Origin of the sequence: Saccharothrix sp. NRRL B-16314, from assembly GCF_000716595.1 — a bacterium.
Taxonomy (GTDB): Bacteria; Actinomycetota; Actinomycetes; order Mycobacteriales; family Pseudonocardiaceae; genus Actinosynnema.
In genome coordinates this window covers 70,211-86,906 of sequence record NZ_JNXC01000033.1, presented here as the reverse complement: position 1 = coordinate 86,906, position 16,696 = coordinate 70,211, and the positions used below count along the sequence as shown (strand labels likewise).

General features: G+C 73.5%; 10 protein-coding genes. 6 read left to right on the top strand and 4 right to left on the bottom strand.

Features of this window, described 5'->3' with window-relative positions; genetic code table 11:
* Window positions 1-383: RNA-guided endonuclease TnpB family protein (locus OQ02_RS32650; RefSeq protein ID WP_033442497.1), on the top strand; the 383-nt coding region annotated here is incomplete at its 5' end.
* Between the two features lie 104 nt (window positions 384-487).
* Here the strand turns inward: OQ02_RS32650 and OQ02_RS32645 are convergent.
* From OQ02_RS32645 to OQ02_RS32630, 4 genes are read right to left on the bottom strand one after another with little or no spacing between them, the layout of a single operon-like run.
* Window positions 488-3,895 carry a DUF5682 family protein gene (locus OQ02_RS32645; RefSeq protein ID WP_033442496.1) on the bottom strand — a complete coding sequence of 1,136 codons (3,408 nt, stop codon included), beginning with the start codon at window positions 3,893-3,895 and terminating at the stop codon, window positions 488-490.
* Window positions 3,876-5,072, bottom strand: coding sequence for an ATP-binding protein (locus tag OQ02_RS32640; protein WP_051773077.1), 1,197 nt, complete (start codon window positions 5,070-5,072; stop codon window positions 3,876-3,878). Before OQ02_RS32640 ends, OQ02_RS32645 begins: the two co-directional genes overlap by 20 nt.
* Before the next feature lie 5 nt (window positions 5,073-5,077).
* The gene (locus OQ02_RS32635; protein WP_033442495.1) at window positions 5,078-9,931 is read right to left on the bottom strand and encodes a hypothetical protein; all 4,854 of its coding nucleotides are present in this window, start codon (window positions 9,929-9,931) and stop codon (window positions 5,078-5,080) included.
* A complete protein-coding gene (locus tag OQ02_RS32630; protein WP_033442494.1) occupies window positions 9,931-10,791 on the bottom strand; it encodes a DUF4132 domain-containing protein in 861 nt (286 codons plus the stop codon). The genes OQ02_RS32635 and OQ02_RS32630 overlap by 1 nt, the downstream gene beginning before the upstream one ends.
* Window positions 10,792-10,970: 179 nt before the next feature.
* Here OQ02_RS32630 and OQ02_RS44335 point away from each other — a divergent pair, with 179 nt between their 5' ends.
* The 5 genes from OQ02_RS44335 (at window position 10,971) to OQ02_RS32610 (ending at window position 16,693) form a co-directional block, all read left to right on the top strand.
* Window positions 10,971-11,141 (top strand): hypothetical protein, encoded by a 171-nt coding sequence (locus OQ02_RS44335; protein WP_156077459.1) that lies wholly within the window; start codon window positions 10,971-10,973, stop codon window positions 11,139-11,141.
* A gap of 305 nt (window positions 11,142-11,446) precedes the next feature.
* Window positions 11,447-12,646, top strand: coding sequence for a putative glycoside hydrolase (locus tag OQ02_RS32625; protein WP_197043603.1), 1,200 nt, complete (start codon window positions 11,447-11,449; stop codon window positions 12,644-12,646).
* 183 nt (window positions 12,647-12,829) lie between these two features.
* Window positions 12,830-13,594: an AfsR/SARP family transcriptional regulator gene (locus OQ02_RS32620; protein WP_051773075.1), complete on the top strand. Its 765-nt coding sequence runs from the start codon at window positions 12,830-12,832 to the stop codon at window positions 13,592-13,594.
* An 82-nt stretch (window positions 13,595-13,676) separates the two neighbouring features.
* Window positions 13,677-13,868 carry a DUF6229 family protein gene (locus tag OQ02_RS32615; RefSeq protein WP_063747199.1) on the top strand — a complete coding sequence of 64 codons (192 nt, stop codon included), beginning with the start codon at window positions 13,677-13,679 and terminating at the stop codon, window positions 13,866-13,868.
* Window positions 13,869-13,870: 2 nt separating this feature from the next.
* The gene (locus OQ02_RS32610; RefSeq protein WP_033442491.1) at window positions 13,871-16,693 is read left to right on the top strand and encodes a type 2 lanthipeptide synthetase LanM family protein; all 2,823 of its coding nucleotides are present in this window, start codon (window positions 13,871-13,873) and stop codon (window positions 16,691-16,693) included.
* Window positions 16,694-16,696: the final 3 nt, after the last annotated feature.

Sequence of the window (16,696 nt, the reverse complement as noted above, 5' to 3'; positions counted from 1 at the left end):
TGCTGCACAAGCTGACCACTCGACTCGTCCGGGAGAACCAACTGGTCGTGATCGAGGATCTCGCGGTCCGCAACATGCTGCGCAACCGGTCGTTGGCCCGCGCGATCTCCGACGTGGCCTGGTCGGATCTGCGGTCGATGTTGGAGTACAAGTGCGAGTGGTACGGCCGCGACCTGGTCGTGGTCGACCGCTGGCTGCCCTCCAGCAAGACCTGTTCGGCCTGCGGGTTCCTGCTGGACACGCTGCCGCTGCGGGTGCGTAGGTGGACCTGCCCCGGCTGCGGGGCTTCGCACGATCGCGACGTGAACGCCGCGCGCAACATCCTGGACGCCGGGCAGGCGGTCGCAGCCTGTGGAGCCGGAGTAAGACCGACCCGACGCTAGTCGGCGAGGCATCCGGCGAAACCTCCCTTCCGAGGGAGAAGAAACAGGAACCGGCGGGCGCGAGCCCGACGGGGAATCCTCACCCTTCGAGGTAGGGGAGGTTGTCAACCGCGCACCTTCTCCCCCACCCACCGCGCCAGCTCCTGCGGGCTCAGCGCGGCGATCGGCATCCCGGCCGCGACCAGCGCGCCCGCTACCGACGTGGAATAGCGGGCGACGCCGCGGTCGTCGAGGCTCGCGCAGCCGAGCACGGTCACCCCGGAGGTGACCAGTTCCCGCACCTGCCCGACGAGCGGCCCGACCGGACCGCCCTCCTCGAAATCACTGACCAGTACCACCATCGTCCTCTCCGGAACGGTCACAAGGGAACGGGCGTGGCGCAACGCTCCCGCGATGTGGGTGCCGCCCCCGACCCGAACCTCCAGCAGCAGCGACAACGGGTCCGCCACCCGGTCGGTCAGGTCCACGACTTCCGTCGAGAACGCCAGGAAGTGCGTCGACAGCGCGGGCACCCCGGCGAACACCGAGGCGGTCAGCGCCGACCACACCGTCGAGGCCTCCATCGACCCCGACACGTCCACCACCAGCACGAGCCGCCAGTCGCTCGACCGCCGACCCCTGGTGCGGAACACCGGGCGTTCCGGCACGACCACCACCCGCCCGTCGGCGTCACGGCGCGCGGTGGCGAGGTTCGCGCGGAGGGTGCGCGGCAGGTCCAGCCGACCGCCGGGGCGACGGGTCGGCACCGGCAGCTGGATACCGGACAACGCCGGCCGCATCCGGTTGGCCAACTGCGCGGTCAGCTCCCGCACCAGCCGCGCCACCAACGGCCGCAGCCGCGCCAGCGCCGACTCCGACAGGCCGCCGGCCAGCGACAGGACGTTCCGCAGCAGCTCCACCGAAGGCCGCACCGAGCCGGGGTCGATCTCCAGCGCCGCTTCCAGCCGGCCGCCTTCCGCCGCCGCGGCCAGCACCTCCTCCCGGACGTGGTCGCCGAACAGGTCCCGCAGCTCCTCCGACCACTCGCGCACGCCGGGGAACGGGCTGGAGCGGTCCGCCCCGAGATCGCCGGCCGACGCGCCCTCACCGCGGTCACGCCCGTACAGCTCGTCCAACGCGGCGGCATAGCGCTCGCCGCCCGCCGGCCGTTCACCGTTCGCCCCGAGCACCAACCGCCACCGGATGGCCGCCGGCAGCGTGCCCCCGGAGGTCGCAGCCGCCTTGACGGGCTCGACCGGCGACACCGCGCGGTCACGAGGGCCGGGCAGCAAACCGCGGGCACGCAGGGCATCCACACCGGCCTGCTCGGCTTCCAGCCAGGCCGCCAACAGCTCGGGATCCGGGGCGCCGGCAGCGTCGACCCGCTCGCCCGTGCGCTCCTCCACGACCGTCAGCACCCGGGCCCGCGCCGCCGGGCCGACCGACGTGAACGCCCCGCGCAACGCGGGCAGCCGGTCCAGGAAATCCCGGTCCGCCAGGCCTTCCACACGGTCCAGCAGCGGCGACAGCGCTTCCGGCGTCTCCAGCAACGGCCCCGCCGCCGCCAGCACGCCGGTCAGCCCGCGCCGCAGCGCGTCCCGCCGTTCGGGGGAGCCGGCACCGTCCACCCACGACGCGACCCGCTCACCCAGCGCTTCCGGCGGCACCAGCCCGAGCAGCACCCGCACCGCACCGGCGGCACCGGCGATCAGCGGCGCGCCCTCGTCGGCCAGGCGCCGCAGGCACGCCGCGAGCCGCAACCCGTGCACGTCGTGCCGCTGCCCCAGCTCCACCAGCGCCCGCGCGTCCGCCACGTCCTCCGACCCGGCGAGCCCGTCGAGCAGGGCCACCGCCGCCGTCTCCAGTTCCCGCGCGAGCGACGGGTGCGCGTCGAGCACCTCACCGGGAGTCCCGGGCAGGTGACCGGCGCGCAACCGGTCCAGCAAGTCCAACGCCGCCAACAACTCCCGCAACGTGCCGGCGGACGGCAGCACGGTCGCCGCGTCGTCCAGCAGCGTGTCCACCAGCTCGGGCAACCCGCACCCGGCCGCGTCGGAGAGGTCGGTCAGCACCGCGGCGGGTGTGTGCCCGCCGCGCTGCTCCCGTTCAACACGCCGGGCGCGCAACCGACCGGACGCGGCCAGTTCCAGCGTCGCGCCCCACAACCCGGCCACCGGCAACGTGGCCGCCGTCGCCGGGGTCCACTCCGCCGTCCACCGGGTGGTGAGGGCGTCGGCGCCGCCGACGCCCGTGGTCGCCGTCTCCCCGGCGTACGTCACCCCCAGCACGGTCAACCGCCGCAACGCCACCTCACGCCGCGCGTCCAGCGCCGACCGCAACGGGTCCAGCCGCAACGACACCGGCTCCCGGGAGTCCGGACCGGGCAGGCGGAGCGACGCGAGCAGTGCCTCCACCGCCGGCGCCAGACCGGACCGGGGCGTGCCGGGCGCGAGCAACCCGGTGCGGTGCCCCACCAGCACGTCCCCGGCGGCCCGTGCCACGACCCGGCCTCGGCCCAACGGCTCGGCGTGGGTCAGCACGGACTGCACCGCCTCCACCACCTCGCCCCGTCCGGGTGCGGGCAGGTCGCGCAGCCGGGCCAGGTCCACGGCCAGCCGCAACGCCTCCCGCGCCTCACCCGGACCGGCCGGGTGGCCGAGTTCCCGCACCCGCCCGCAGATCCGCACGATCACCGACGCCGCCGCGGCCTCGACCGCGTCCGGGTCGCCGGCCGCCTCCAGCACCGCCTGCTGCCACTCGGGGTCGCGGATGCCCGCCGGGTAGCCGGACCGCTCGTCCAGCAACCCGAACCCGTACGGCACCAACGAGGTGACGACGTCCGCCTTCGGCACCGGCGAGTCGTCCACCGGTCCGTCCAGCAGCGCCGCCGCGTGGAACGACCCGATCACGGCCGCGCACCGCCGTCCGCCCGCACGCTGGACCGCGCGCCGCATCCACGCTTCGCGGCGCAGGTCGAACGGATCCACCCCGCCGTCCTCGGCGTCCCGGCGCAACGCCCAGCCGACCAGCAGAGCCGCCCGCCGCACCGCTTCGGGGGTCTGGCCCGGCGCGGCGGCCTCCACCAGCCGGTCCCACAGGTCGTCGCCGTCACGGCCGGTGGTGGCCCGGCGCAACGCGTCCGCCAGCGGTGACGCGCCCTGCCGTCCGCCTTGGTGCCCGTCACCGCGCGACGCGATCGGCAGGTCGCACGGGCGGACCTCGACGCCGTTCCGGTACGCCCACCGGATCGCGGCCAACTCGGGTGAGAAGTCGGCGAACGGGTAGAACGCGAGGGCGCCGTCAGGGGACGCGCCCGACAACGCGACCGGCGCGACCAGGTCGGGATCGGCCAGGAACGGCAGCCACTCCCCCAACTCCTCGGGCAGCTCGACCAGCAGCACCTCGGGCGCGAACGACTCCAGCAGCGCGGGCATCACGCCGGCGAGCGCGGGCGAGTGGTGCCGCACCCCGATCAGGTGCGGCACCTCGTGGTCGGCCAGCCGGTCCGCGAGATCAGGCGTCGAGGACGTCACGGAGTTCCCACAGCCGTCGCCAGGTGCGCGCGCCCGACTCGGCCCGCCGCCGCACCGCGCCGTCCCAGTAGCCGAGCAGCCGGACCGCGTCGGACGGGTCGTCCTTGCGGACCACGCCGAGCAGGTGCCCCGGCAGCAGCGACAACGTGTCGCGGTCGCCGGGGAAGTACGCGTCGGCCAGCCCGAGCGAGGTCGCCACCGACACCGCCTCCGCCGTGCTCATCACGGTGGACGGCCGTTCGACCGCCCAGCCCTCCTCGGACACCCCGCTTCGCAGGTCGCGGAACGCGGTGACCAGCACTTCCAGCACCACGTCGTCCACCGCGAACGGCGCGCTGACCCGTTCGAGCGCGGCGCTCGCCTGCCGTCGCACCAACGCCGTCTCGGCGGCCAGGTCGCCGATGGGGCCGACGGCCTCGAAGTTGAACCGCCGCTTCAACGCCGCCGACATCTCCGACACGCCGCGGTCGCGCAGGTTCGCGGTGGCGATCACCGTGAAGCCGGGCGCGGCGTGCACGGTCGCGGCGTCCGTGCCCGACAGCTCTGGCACGGCGATGCGCCGGTCGGACAGGATGGACACCAGCGCGTCCTGCACCTCGGGCAGGCAGCGGGTCACCTCTTCGACCCGCACCACGCCGCCGCCGCGCATCGCGTTGAGCACCGGTGACGGCACCAGCGCACGCGGACTCGGGCCTTCGGCCAGCAGCAGCGCGTAGTTCCAGCCGTAGCGCAACTGGTCTTCGGTCGTGCCCGCCGTGCCCTGCACGACGAGCTGGCTGCTGCCGGACACGGCGGCGGCCAGCAGTTCGGACAGCATCGACTTCGCCGTGCCCGGTTCGCCGACCAGCAACAGGCCGCGCTCGCCCGCGAGCGTCACGACGGCCCGTTCGACCAGCGCGCGTTCACCGACGAACTTGGGGCTGATCAGCAGCCGCGACGGCACGCCGTCCGCCGAGGCGCCCTTGGGCAGCGCCAGGACGTCGCCGCTGCCCATCACGAACGTCACCACGGCGCGCGGGGTGAGCCGCCACCCCGGCGGCCGGGGGCCGCTGTCGTAGGCCGCCAGGAACGCCAGCTCCTGATGGAAGGCGTCCTCGGCCGGCTCGACCTGCCTCGATCCGCCCTGCCGGGACTCACCCTGCCGGGACTCACCCCGACCGGGTTCGACCCCCTTGATCGCGGTCACCTGCGTCCTCCGGTCTTCAGCTCTTCGTAGGCGGGGGCGTCGCCGTCGAGGATTCGCCCCCAAGCGCGCGCGAACAGGTCCGCGACGGGTTCCAGCGGCACGATCGCGCCGGGCCGGCCGCTGGGGTACTCGAACATCTGCGCCTTCCACACCTCCAGCGGCAGGTGCGGCGTCGACAGGGCCAGCCACCCACCGGGCAGGAACAGCGACCGCCCGGCCCGCGCGCGCTTCGCGGTGAGCACCAGGTCGGTCTCGGCGAGAGCGGCACGGGCCTGCTTCAGGCGGGCGGGTTTCCACCCGGTCCACCTGGCCACGTTCGCATCGGTGGGATCGGGCAGCGCCAGCAGTTGCAGGTACAGCACCGCCGCGTCCTCGGGCAGCCCGAACCGCTCGGCGGCCTCGGCCACCAGCGCGGGCACGGACACCGTCGGGTCCTGGTGGTACGCGGCCGGGTCGACGCCTTCGGGCGCCTTGACCGCGCACGCGGCGGTGAGCCGGTCGTCCGCCAGCCGGTCCAGCACCGCCAGCGCGTCGTGCCCGCCGCCGATCTGCGCGAGGGCCTTGAACAGGTCGCGGTCGTCCGGGGGGACCAGGCCGGGACGCGCGATGAGCCGGCAGTACTCGTCGCCGACGCGGGTCAGCTCCAACCAGTCGCGGTACCGGTGCACCTCCCCCGCGGCGGGCTCGCCGACGCCGAGCAGCGCGCAGACCTTGGCCAGGTCGACCCAACGGCCGAGTTCCACCGCGAAACCGGGGTGCGCCACCCGCTGCCGCGCCAGCGACAACGTCTCCGGCAGCCGGGAGCGCAGCGGCGAGCCGACCGGGAGCCGGTGCGCCAACCACAGCAGCACCTGCGGCACCGCACCCAGCGCCGACCGGTCGAACCCGTCGGAGTTGCGGGCCACCAGCGTCGAGCCGTCGAACACCAGGTCGGCGTCCTTGCCGAGCCACGGCGTGATGTCGGGGTTGACCACACCCGTCACGTACTCGCCGACTCGCTGCACCTGCACGAACTTCACCGCGTCGGCCAGCACGTCGTCCGGCACCGGCGACCGCTGCCCGTGCTCGGCGGTCCACACCTCGGCGACCGCGTCCACGTCGGGTCCGCGGGTCCACAGGTCGACCGGGTCGGCGGGCACGGCGGCGACGAGCAGCCGGCGGAGGTACCAGCGGGACAGCCCTTGCAGCCGTTCCTTGGCCGCCTTCGCACCGGCCGCGGACAGGCCGACCAACTGCCGTTCGGCGGCGTCGAGGAACTTCGCGCCCCACTGGAGCACGCCCGGCATCCCGGTCAGCACCACAGTCGCCTCGGCGGTGCTCAGGCCCGTGCGCTCCACCAGCGCGGGCACGGCCTCGGGGAACCACGGCGCGGGCCCGCGTTCGGCCAGCACGTCGAGGAACCGGGTGATCTGCTCGCCCGGGAACGGCGTCCGCACCTCGTCGGCGAACTGCACCCGCCAGCCCTTCGGCAGGTGGAAGACGCCTGGTGTGCGGCTGAACTGGAGGCCGTTGAACCGCCTGCCGGGCTCGCTGCGCCACTGGGTCTCGAACATGGCGACGAACCCGTCGCGCACCGGCACGACCCGGTCCTTCGGGTTGAGCTGATCGTCGTCCACGACCACGCCGACGGACCGCCAGTGCCCCGCGTGGTCGGTCAGGCCGGCGTCCGCGACCGACCGCAGCACGAGCACCAACGCGGCCCGCTGGTTCTCGGGGGTGAGCGGCGACGCGGCGCGGTACGCCAACGCGGCCAGGTCCGGCACCGCCTGGAACCAGTCCGGCACCCCGGACTCGGGCAGCTCGCGTGCCACCGGCTCGGTCTGACCGGCCGTCTCGGCGAGCGCGGCGATCAGCTCGGGCAACCTCGTCGGGGCGTGGCCCTCCGAGTAGCGGGACGAGTAGTTGCCGAACCAGCCGAGCGCGGCGGCGACCTCGTTCTCGCTGATCGCGGGCCCGGTCGGCGCGACGATCGGCTCGACCAGCCGGGCCGCTTCGGCGATCGCGGCGTACTCGCGGTAGGCGCTCAGCAGTCCTGCCGCGCGCCGGACCACGTCGGCCACGCCGGTGATCAACCCCGGGTGGGTGATGCCGGGCAGGGCCGCGGTGACGGCGTCGGCCAGACCGCCGCGTTCACCGCGGACCAGCACGGCGAGCTTGTCGCGCAGGGACGGCGCCTTCTCCTTCTGCTCCGCCAGCGCCGCGGCCAGCATGGCGTCCACGGCCTCCCTGGTCACGCCGCGCAGTGCGGCGGACCCGGCCTCGTCGCGCGGTCGGAGGAGGTGCCACCAGTCCAACGACGGCACGAGCGGCGTGCCGGCCGCGTACGGCGGGTTCTTCCCGCCGGCCGACACGGACGACAACTCGACGCCGTCCGGGTCGAACAGCACCATCGAGTCGCGCCCGCCGGCCAGGGTCAGCTCCGCCCCACCGGGCAGGCGCAGCAAGCCGATCGGGGTGCGGCGGCTGACGGCCAGCCGGACCCGGCGCCCGTCGACGCCCTCACCGGTCGACGAGCCGTCCGCTTCACGGCGCACCCGCCAGCCGTGCAGGCCGTTCGCCGCGCCGAGGGGGCTGCCCTCGGTCGCCGGCACGGCGGGCCGAAGGTCGCAGTCGCTGAACAACAGGGATGCCCCGTCGACGGCGAAGTCCTCCACGAAGCGGGGCAGACTCGCCCGACCGCGCTCCCCGGTGGCCGGGTCGACCTCGAACCAGCGCCACCGGTGTTCGTGGTACGCCTCGGTCCACACCGTCGTGCCGTCGCTGTTCGTCGGCTGCGCCGTCGGCACGACCGTGTCGCCGGGGTGCACGGCACGCCCGCCGGTGAAGCGCCCGCCGCCGGGCAGCGCGATGGACGGCGCGATGGAGTCGCGCCGGTAGTAGTAGCGGTTGCCCTCGCCCAGCCTGAACACGTGGTCCGGTGCGTCGCTCCAGTACGCCAGTTCGTCCTCAGGACCCTGCCAGCGCACCAGCAGCACACCGTCGAACCACGATGCGCGCGGCTCCGGCCGGTGACCGCGGGCGTCGACGGGGATGCGGGAGATGTGCTCGGCGAGCACCTCGTCCGGGCCGACGACCACGAACGTCTCACCGCGGCGCAGCACGAGCGCGGGCCAGCCCTCGCCGCACACCTCGACACCCGAGTCCTTGGGCGCGGCGGCGGACCGCAGCCGGGCGACCGCCTCTTCCAGCGCGGGCCACCCCAGCTCGTCCAGCAGACCGGCGCGCAGCGTCGTGCGCAGTGCGGCGGCGACGTCGGTGGCGGCGATCGACTCGGCCGCCTCCGGCACGTCCAGGAACGCCTCGGGCAGTCGCACCACGAGCTGGTTGCTCAGGTGGGCTTCCAGGCCCGGCAGGCCGGTGGCGGTGATGTCGGCGGCGGCAGCGGTGACCCAGGTGCGCAGCGCGGCGCGCAGACCCGGCACGGCCATCGCGGCGACCAGCACGTCGGCGGCGACCGTCTGCTTCCGGGACACGGACCTGAGGTACGCGACGAACCCCCTGCCCAAGGCCTCCCCGAACCGCTCGGACGCGGCCAGCGAGGTCAGGTCACGGTGGCCGGGGTTGTCGTCGGACAACCACCCGGCCACGCCGAAGGTGTCGAAGGACTCCTCGGGCGCGATCGGCACCCCGCGCGCCACCAGCAGGTCGAGCACGTCGAGTTCGCCCTGCTGCCGGTAGCGCAGCGCGCGGACCGGCACGCCGTTGGCGACCAGCCGGTCGGCCATCGCCTCCACCAGGTCCAGCAGCTTCACCGAGCGCCCTACGTCCCGCCACCCGGACCGGCGGACGTCGAGGACCGCCGACAGCCACTCGGCGGGTTCGGCGGGCACCTCGTCCGGCCCCACGAGGGCACGGGTCGCGCCGCACGACGTGAGGATGTCCAGCCACAGGTCGATCGCGCCCCCGGCGTCGGGCACGAACGACAGCAGCCGCGCCCGCACCTCCACGTCGTCCGTCGCCAACGCCACCAGCGAGTCGCGGTACGCCTTCCAGAACGCGGTGCCCGCGCGGCTGATCGCGGAGCTGTCGAGGACGGCGTGCAGCAGCTTCGCGTCCTCGGCGCGGAGGTCCCGCTTGGCGGCCTTCGCCAACCGCCGCAGGTCTTCCGGCATCCCGGTGTACGGGGGCAGGCCGCCGCGGGTCCGTTCGACGCACAGCGTGTAGAACAGCTCGTAGGCCGCGTCGGCGTCGTGCTTGCGAGCCAGGCCCTTGGCGTGCGCGGACAGCGCCTTGGCGGTGAGCGCGCCGGCGAAGGCGAACTCCAGGAACACCTCACGGGTGCGTTCCGGGTCCACCGCCAGGTCGTGCACCTCCTCAGCCTCGCGGGCCTTGCCGAACATGCTCGCCGCGTAACTGGTGTTGCCGTGCTGGAGGAAGATCCGCCCGGCCTGCTCGTAGAACGTGGGCAGGAAGTGCGGCGCGGACCTTCCGAGCATGGTGCCGAGCGACGTGAAGCCGTCCTTCGCCGAGCCTGCCTTCGACTTGGCCGTGCGGGCCAGGCGTTCGATCTCCTTGACGAGGTTGAGCGCGTGGTGGGCGTTGGCCGGGTCGTGCACCAGCGCCCACGCGGGGAAGCCCAGCGCGCTGCGCCGACCGGTGCCGACACCCTCGACCCGGCTCGGCGCGTCGAAGCCGAGGTATTCGCAGGTGAGGTCTTCGGCGCGGCCGAGGACGGCGGGCACCAGCCGCACCACGACGCGGTCGTCGAGCGCCGGGTGGCTGTAGTGGCGGGCGGTGACCGTGTCGCGGTCCTCGCCGACGTCGGAGGTGCCGGGGAGCACCGCGCCCGCCGAGAGGAGTGCGTTCGAGTGCCGCGCGTCCGACTTGCGCGCCTTCGACGTCCGGGCCATCACTGGTTCACCACCGCTTCCTCGACGACGCGGCCGGCGTGGATCGCCGCCGCCATGCGCATGCCCTCGGACCAGGCCACCGGTCCGACGTCGGCGAGCGGCACCGCGGTTCCGTCCTCCAACGCCCACGTCAGCCCGCCGGTCCACGTCTCGCTCTCGGGGTAGTCCGAGCCGAGCCAGTAGCGGGCCTCGACCACCCGGCCGTCCTCGAACGCGGAGTACACCGCGTCACCGCCGCGGACCGGGTAGCCGAGCGTGCGGCACCGGCTGAGCGCGTGGTTGAGCTGCTCGAACTTCCCGCCGGAGTAGTCGTCGACGGACGTCTTGCCCGCCACCGAGTCGGGCCGGGTGAACGTCTGCCGGAACAGCTGCTGCGCCTTCTGCTCGACGCCGAGCTCCGCGCCGAACTCGCGCAGCTCCTCCAAGTCCTCCAGCAGCACGGGGTGCGGGATGCCCACCACCTCGGGCCGCAGCCGGCGCGTGTCACCGTCGAGGGTGACCACGCCGAGCCCGCGCTCCGGATCCGCGTCGCGCAGGAAGCCGGTCTCCGGGCCGCTGCCGTCGTCCGCCGTCACCACGAGGTCCCGCAGGGCGGCGGCCCACGTGGCGTCCGCCCAGACCTCCGCGATCAAGGCCGCGGGCACCGGCAGCGAGCGCACCATCCAGCCGTCCACGGCGGCGAGGCACTCGGCCTCGTGCCGGGACAGCCATTCGGCGAGCTGCCTCAACTGGACGACCCGGGGGTCGTCCTTCAGCGACGCGGGTACCGAGGAGAGGAGCTTTCCCTTGCCGTTGCGGCACTGGACGCGCCCGTTCTCCCCGAGCCGCACCTGGTACCCGGCGGCGTCCAGCCAACCCACGGTTCCTCCTGCGAATCGTTCACGACGGTGTTGGGGCAGGAGGCTAGCGAGGGGGTCCGACAAAACGATCAGTTCGGTGGGTTCGTCGCCACCCTGTGACCACGGGTCAGCGGGTTCCGCACCTCAAGCCTTGCCTAATTCGGGTGTGCTGTGACCCGCGTCTCCCTAACCTCATCCCCATGAGACTGCTGCTGTGGATCGCACTCACGTGCGCGCTGGCGGTCGAGGGGGCCATGGTCCTTCCGCTGCTGGCCGGCGTGGTGATCGTCGGCTGTGCCGAGGTTCGACCGAGGTCGCCTCGGCCGCAGCCGCGGCGCCGCCACGATCTCGCCGTGGGTCGACCGGAATAGAACCGGAGAAGAGCGGGTATTTCGTGCGTGCGGGGCGCACGACTACTTGACCGCGCGCCGGCAAAAGGTTTTACTGCCGAGTAACACCGGGCGACCGGACAAAGGTGATGCGGGCAGTTCGAACACGGTGGCGGGAGCCCTTTACCCACGATCGCGATCGGCATTGTCGCGACGGTATCGGACACTGCCCTGTCGCGATTGGGGTCGACATGTCCCTGCTCGATCGGCACGAACACGGCCGGAATGACCGCGGCCGACTTGCGAGGTGCGGCCGGAGCCGCATACTGCTGTCCACCGTGGTCGCCGTGACCGTGTCGGCGGTCCTGGTCGCCCCGGCGGGATCCGCGGTGGCCGCGGGCAGCGGTTCGACCACGGGCGGAGGTGGGCGCGTGCAGTCCTTCTGGCTGCACTTCAACGGCACGCCCATCTCCGACATCACCCTGTTCACCGAGGCGCGCAGGCGCAGCTACATCGTGCTGAACGCGTGGGAGGACCGGCTGGTGCCCAAGCTCAAGGCGGTGAACCCGGCCATTCCGGTATTCGTCTACAAGGACCTGTCGTCCACCCGTTCGTACGCCTGCCGCAACGGGGTCGACGACGAGCAGTTGCCGACCGGAGTGGGCTATTGCGAAGCGAAGAAGAACCACCCTGAGTGGTTCTTGCTCGATCCGCAGGGCCGGGAGTTCGAGTACGACGGCTATTCAGGGCATTGGCAGATGGACGTGGGCAACTCCGCGTATCAGAAAGCATGGGCCACTCGAGTGGTCGAGGACAGCACGGCTTCCGGATTCGACGGCGTGTTCATGGACAACGCGCTGTTCCCCTGCGACGCCTATCACCCGGGAGTGTGTCCCGCGAAGTACCCGACCGACGCCGCGTTCCAGCAGGCGTACCTGTCGATGCTGGCGAACACGCGGGACGAATTCGTCGCGGCGGGGTTGAAGACGGTCGCGAACCTGTCCAACGCCCGCGTGCACGACGGTGTCTGGGACGCCTACACCGAGCACCTGGACGGCGGCTTCGACGAGTGGTGGCTCGCGTTCGGCGACGGGAACCTGCTGTCCGAGTACCCCGAGGGGTGGAGCAGGCAGGTCGCCGAGATCGCGTCGAACGAGGCCCGCGGCAAGATCACCTGGGTGCAGCCGCACTTCACCGCGGGCAACGAACGGGCGTTCCGGTACGCGCTGGCCGGCTACCTCATGGCCAACGGCGAGCGGGCCGCGATCGCGGAGCTCCAGGAGACCGACCGCTACGGCGAAGCGTCCCCCTGGCACCGCGAGTACAACTGGGACCTCGGCACGCCGTCCGGGCCCTACCGGTCCGTGGCGCGGAACGTGTTCCGGCGCGACTTCTCGTGCGGCGCGGTCCTGGCCAACGCGAACCCGACCGGCAGCCGGTCCGTCACGGTGAAGCTGGGCGGGCCGCACGTCGACGAGCGCGGCACGGTCGTGAAGTCCGTGTCGCTGCCGGGCACCACCGGTTCGATCCTCCGCAAGTTCTGCTGACGACTCCGGCGCGGGGCAGGTGGAACCGGAACCTCCACCTACTCGCCGTGCCCACGCCGTTCCAGCGCACCGCACCGAACGCCTTCGCCCGCCCGCAGTGACGTGCGAACGTGCGGGGACGTCGGTGTCCGTCGCCCTCAACCCCTGGTATATCGGGAGGTCTGCCCGCGAAGGGGTTGTCGGATGGCGGTTCTGGTGCTGGGACGTCCCGTGGTGCGGTCCGGTGGTGTGCTGCGCCACCCGGCGCGGCGGATGAGCCGCGTCCTGCTCGGTCTGCTCGCGTTGCGGGCCAACCGCGCGTTGCCGTCGGAGTGGATCGTCGAGGCGCTGTGGCCGGACCACCCGCCGGCGTCGGCCGCGTCGAACGTGCGCACGCACCTGGCGGAGCTGCGCAAGCTGCTCGGCGCGACCCGCCAGTCGGGCATCGTCAGCACGCGCGACGGGTACGTGCTGGTGGCGCCGCCGGACGGCGTGGACGTGACCATGTTCCAACTGCTCTTGGCCGAGGGGCGGGAGTTGCTCGGCCACGGCGCCCACGCCGAGGCGGCGCGGTCGTTGGCGCGGGCGGTCGGCCTGTGGCGGGGACCGGTGATGGCCGGGGTGCCGGTGCCCGAGCCGGTCCGGCCCGATGTGACGATGCTGGACGAGCAGCGGATCGGTGCCGTCGAAGACCTCGTCGGCGCCCGGCTGGCGCTCGGCTCCCACGACGAGCTGGTGCCCGTGCTGGCCGGGCTGGTGGTCGAATACCCGCTGCGGGAACGGTTCTGGCGGTACCTGGTCGCCGCGTTGGCCGCCGCGGGACGGCGCACCGAAGCCGTCGCGGTGCACCAACGGCTGGTGCGGGTCCTCGACGCGGAGCTGGGTGTGGCGCCGAGTCGGGAGACGACGGAGCTGTACGAGGCCGTTCGGCGCAACGACCCCGCACCGGAACCGGGTGGGCGCAACTGAACGGCGCAGCGCGAACCTTTGTGTGCGCCACCGTGTGCGCCGGATTCCTACACTCCGGCTCCCATCGAGGAAGGGAGCACGGATGACCTCCGCAATGCTGCTCGACGCCGAGGAACTGGTGGCGCGCTGGCGCGCCGGCCTCGACGAGTGGGACAACCCGGCCGGTCCGCTGTTCGCCAACGGCGAGTTCGCCGAGGGTGACATCGTGGCCTGCAACCCGCCGGGCAGCCGCTGCTCGTCGTGCACCGCGTCCGCCCCGGTGTACTGCTGCTGACGATGGCACCTGACGAGGTCGGCGAGCTCGACCGGACCCTGGATTGGCTCATCGGTCCCGCGCTGGACCGGTTGGCCCGTTGTGCGGCCGAGGTCGCCGACCTCGGCGCCGCCGAGGCGGGAGCGGTGCTCGACGCCGCCCGCGGCGCGTTGTTGGACACCGTGCGGCGCAAGGTCGTGCGCGTGATCGTGCTGGAGCTCAACGCGGCGCGGGTGACCGGCAGGCTCGTCGCCGCCGACCCCGCCGGCCGCTGGGCGGAATTCCTGGACCGGGCGGCGGAACCCAATTTCTGGCACGACCTGACCCGCCACTACCCGCACCTGGTGACGCGACTGCGCGCGGTCGTGGCGAACCGGGTCGACGCCGTGCGCACGATGGTGACGCGGTTCGCGGCCGACCGGTCCCGGCTGGCCGACCTGCTCGGCGCGGACGCGGGCGAGCTGCGCAAGGTCGAGTTCGGCGCCGGGGACAGCCATCGCGGCGGCCACACCGTCACGCTCCTGCACTGCACCGGCGGCACGGTGGTCTACAAGCCCCGTCCGATGGAGGTGGACCGGCGGCTGGCGGAGTTCCTGGCGGTGCTGACGGCCGGCGACGCCGACGGCATCCGGGTGCCGCGCGCGATCGTGGCCGACGGCTACGGCTGGGCCGAGCACGTGGCGCACCGGTACTGCGAGACCGACGCCGAGCTGGACGTCTTCTACCGGGGCCTCGGCCACTGGTTGGCGGTGATGCGGCTGGTGTCGGGGACGGACCTGCACGCGGAGAACATCATCGCCTGCGGCCCGGTGCCGGTGGTGGTGGACTGCGAGAGCGTGTTCACGCCCCGGCCCCCGCACCCGCCGACCGGCGCCGGCGAGGCGACCGACCTGGTCGCCGAACAGCTGAACGGAACGGTGCTGCGGACCGGTCTGCTGCCCGGCCGCGGCGCGGGGCTCGGCTGGCGCGGCGTGGACGGGTCCGCGATGGGCGGGCTGCCGGGTGAGCAGCCGGACGTCGGGATGCCCGACCTGGTGGGCGCGGGCACGGACCAGGCACGGGTCGTCATCGTGCCGCAGCAGCTGCCGCCGACCCGGAACCTGCCCGACCCGCACCCCAGGCTGGCCCGCCACTGGCCGCGCGTCGTGGCCGGGTTCGACGAGATGGCGGCGCGGATCACGCGGCTGGACCAGGCCGGTGATCTGGAGCCGCTGCTGGCGACGTTCGCCGACTGCGTGGTGCGGGTGATCGTGCGCGACACCGAGTCGTACACCGAGCTGGCCCGGATGCTGTGGCACCCGGCCGGCCTGCACGACCAGGACAAGGCGGAGCGCAAGGCGAGGGCGTTGCTCGCACGGCACTCGATGAACACCCGCGGTCCGGGCGACCCGGACGTGCACGCGGCCGAGGTCGCCGAGCTGCTGAACGGCGACATCCCGGTGTTCACCACCACGCCCGCCGAGGGCTGGCTGCACACGCCCGCCGGCACGGTCTGCGGGCCGCGGGTCGACCAGGTGGAGCTGGCGCTGCACAACTGGCGCACCGCGGACCTCGCACTCGAACGCCGCGTCACGCACGCCGCGCTGGTCAGCGCCTACCTGAACCAGGGCGGGGAACCCGACCTGCACCGGATGACCACCCCGCCGGCGAATCCGTCCTCTTTGGACTCACGTCGCCGCGCGCTGGCCGCGGAGCTGGTGCGCGAGCTGGCCCGTGAAGCGATCCGCGGCAGCGACGGCACGGCGACGTGGTTCGCGCCGATCCTGGACCGGTCCGGGTGGCAGACGACCCCGCTGACGCCCGACCTCTACGGCGGCACGCTGGGTGTCGCCGTCCTCCTCGCCGCCTACCGCCGGGAGGTCGCGGCGGGTCGTGCCGACGCGGTGGACGACGTGTCGGACCTGCTGGCCGAGACCGTGCGGACCGCCGCGCTGACCCAGCGGTGGTGGGCCGCCCAGTCCGAGCACACCCGGCGCAGACCCGACCCCGTCGGCGGGTACATCGGTCTCGGCTCGCAGATCTGGTGCTGGCTCACGCTGCACCGGCTGGGGCTCGACTGCCTGGACGACGCGGTGTTCCTGGCCGGGCAGATGCCCGCCGCGATCCCCGCGAGCGAAGGGCCGGACGTGGTCGTCGGCACGGCCGGCGCGATCGTGCCGCTGCTGGTGCTGGCCGAGCGGACCGGCCACGCGCGGTGGGTCGACCTGGCGGTGGACGCGGGCCGGCGGTTGGTCGACGAAGCGCGCACGGACGGCGGTCTCGTCCGGTGGGCCGCGCCGAACTGGCCGGACGGCATCGGCGGGTTCGCGCACGGTGCCACCGGCATCGGGTGGGCGCTGCGCGAGCTGGCGGCGGTCACCGGTGAACGCCGGTTCTCGTCGTTGGCGGAGGGCGCGGCGGCGTTCGAGGAGACCTGGTACAGCCGGGAGCGGCAGGCGTGGGTGGACCCCCGTGAGCCGGGCACGATCGCCGCCGCGTGGTGCCACGGCGCGGTCGGCGTCGGCCTGGCCACGCCGGACCCGGACGTGCTGCGTCGCGCGGCGGCGTCGGGTCTGCGCGACGGCATCGGGTGGACCCACACGCTGTGTCACGGCGACATGGGCACGTGGGAGCTCCTGACGACCGCGATCGACGCCGGCGTCGCCCCCGACGGGGTGGACCGGGCGACCTTGGACGCGATGGTGATCGGCAGCGTCGAGGCCGAAGGGCCGACCACCGGCCTGGCGCGCGAGGTGTACTCGCCGAGCATCATGTCGGGCTCGGGCGGCATCGCGTACCAGTTGCTGCGGATGCACCCGGACTGCGACCTGCCGTCCGTCCTGCTGCTGGGCGACGGCCCGACGTGACCG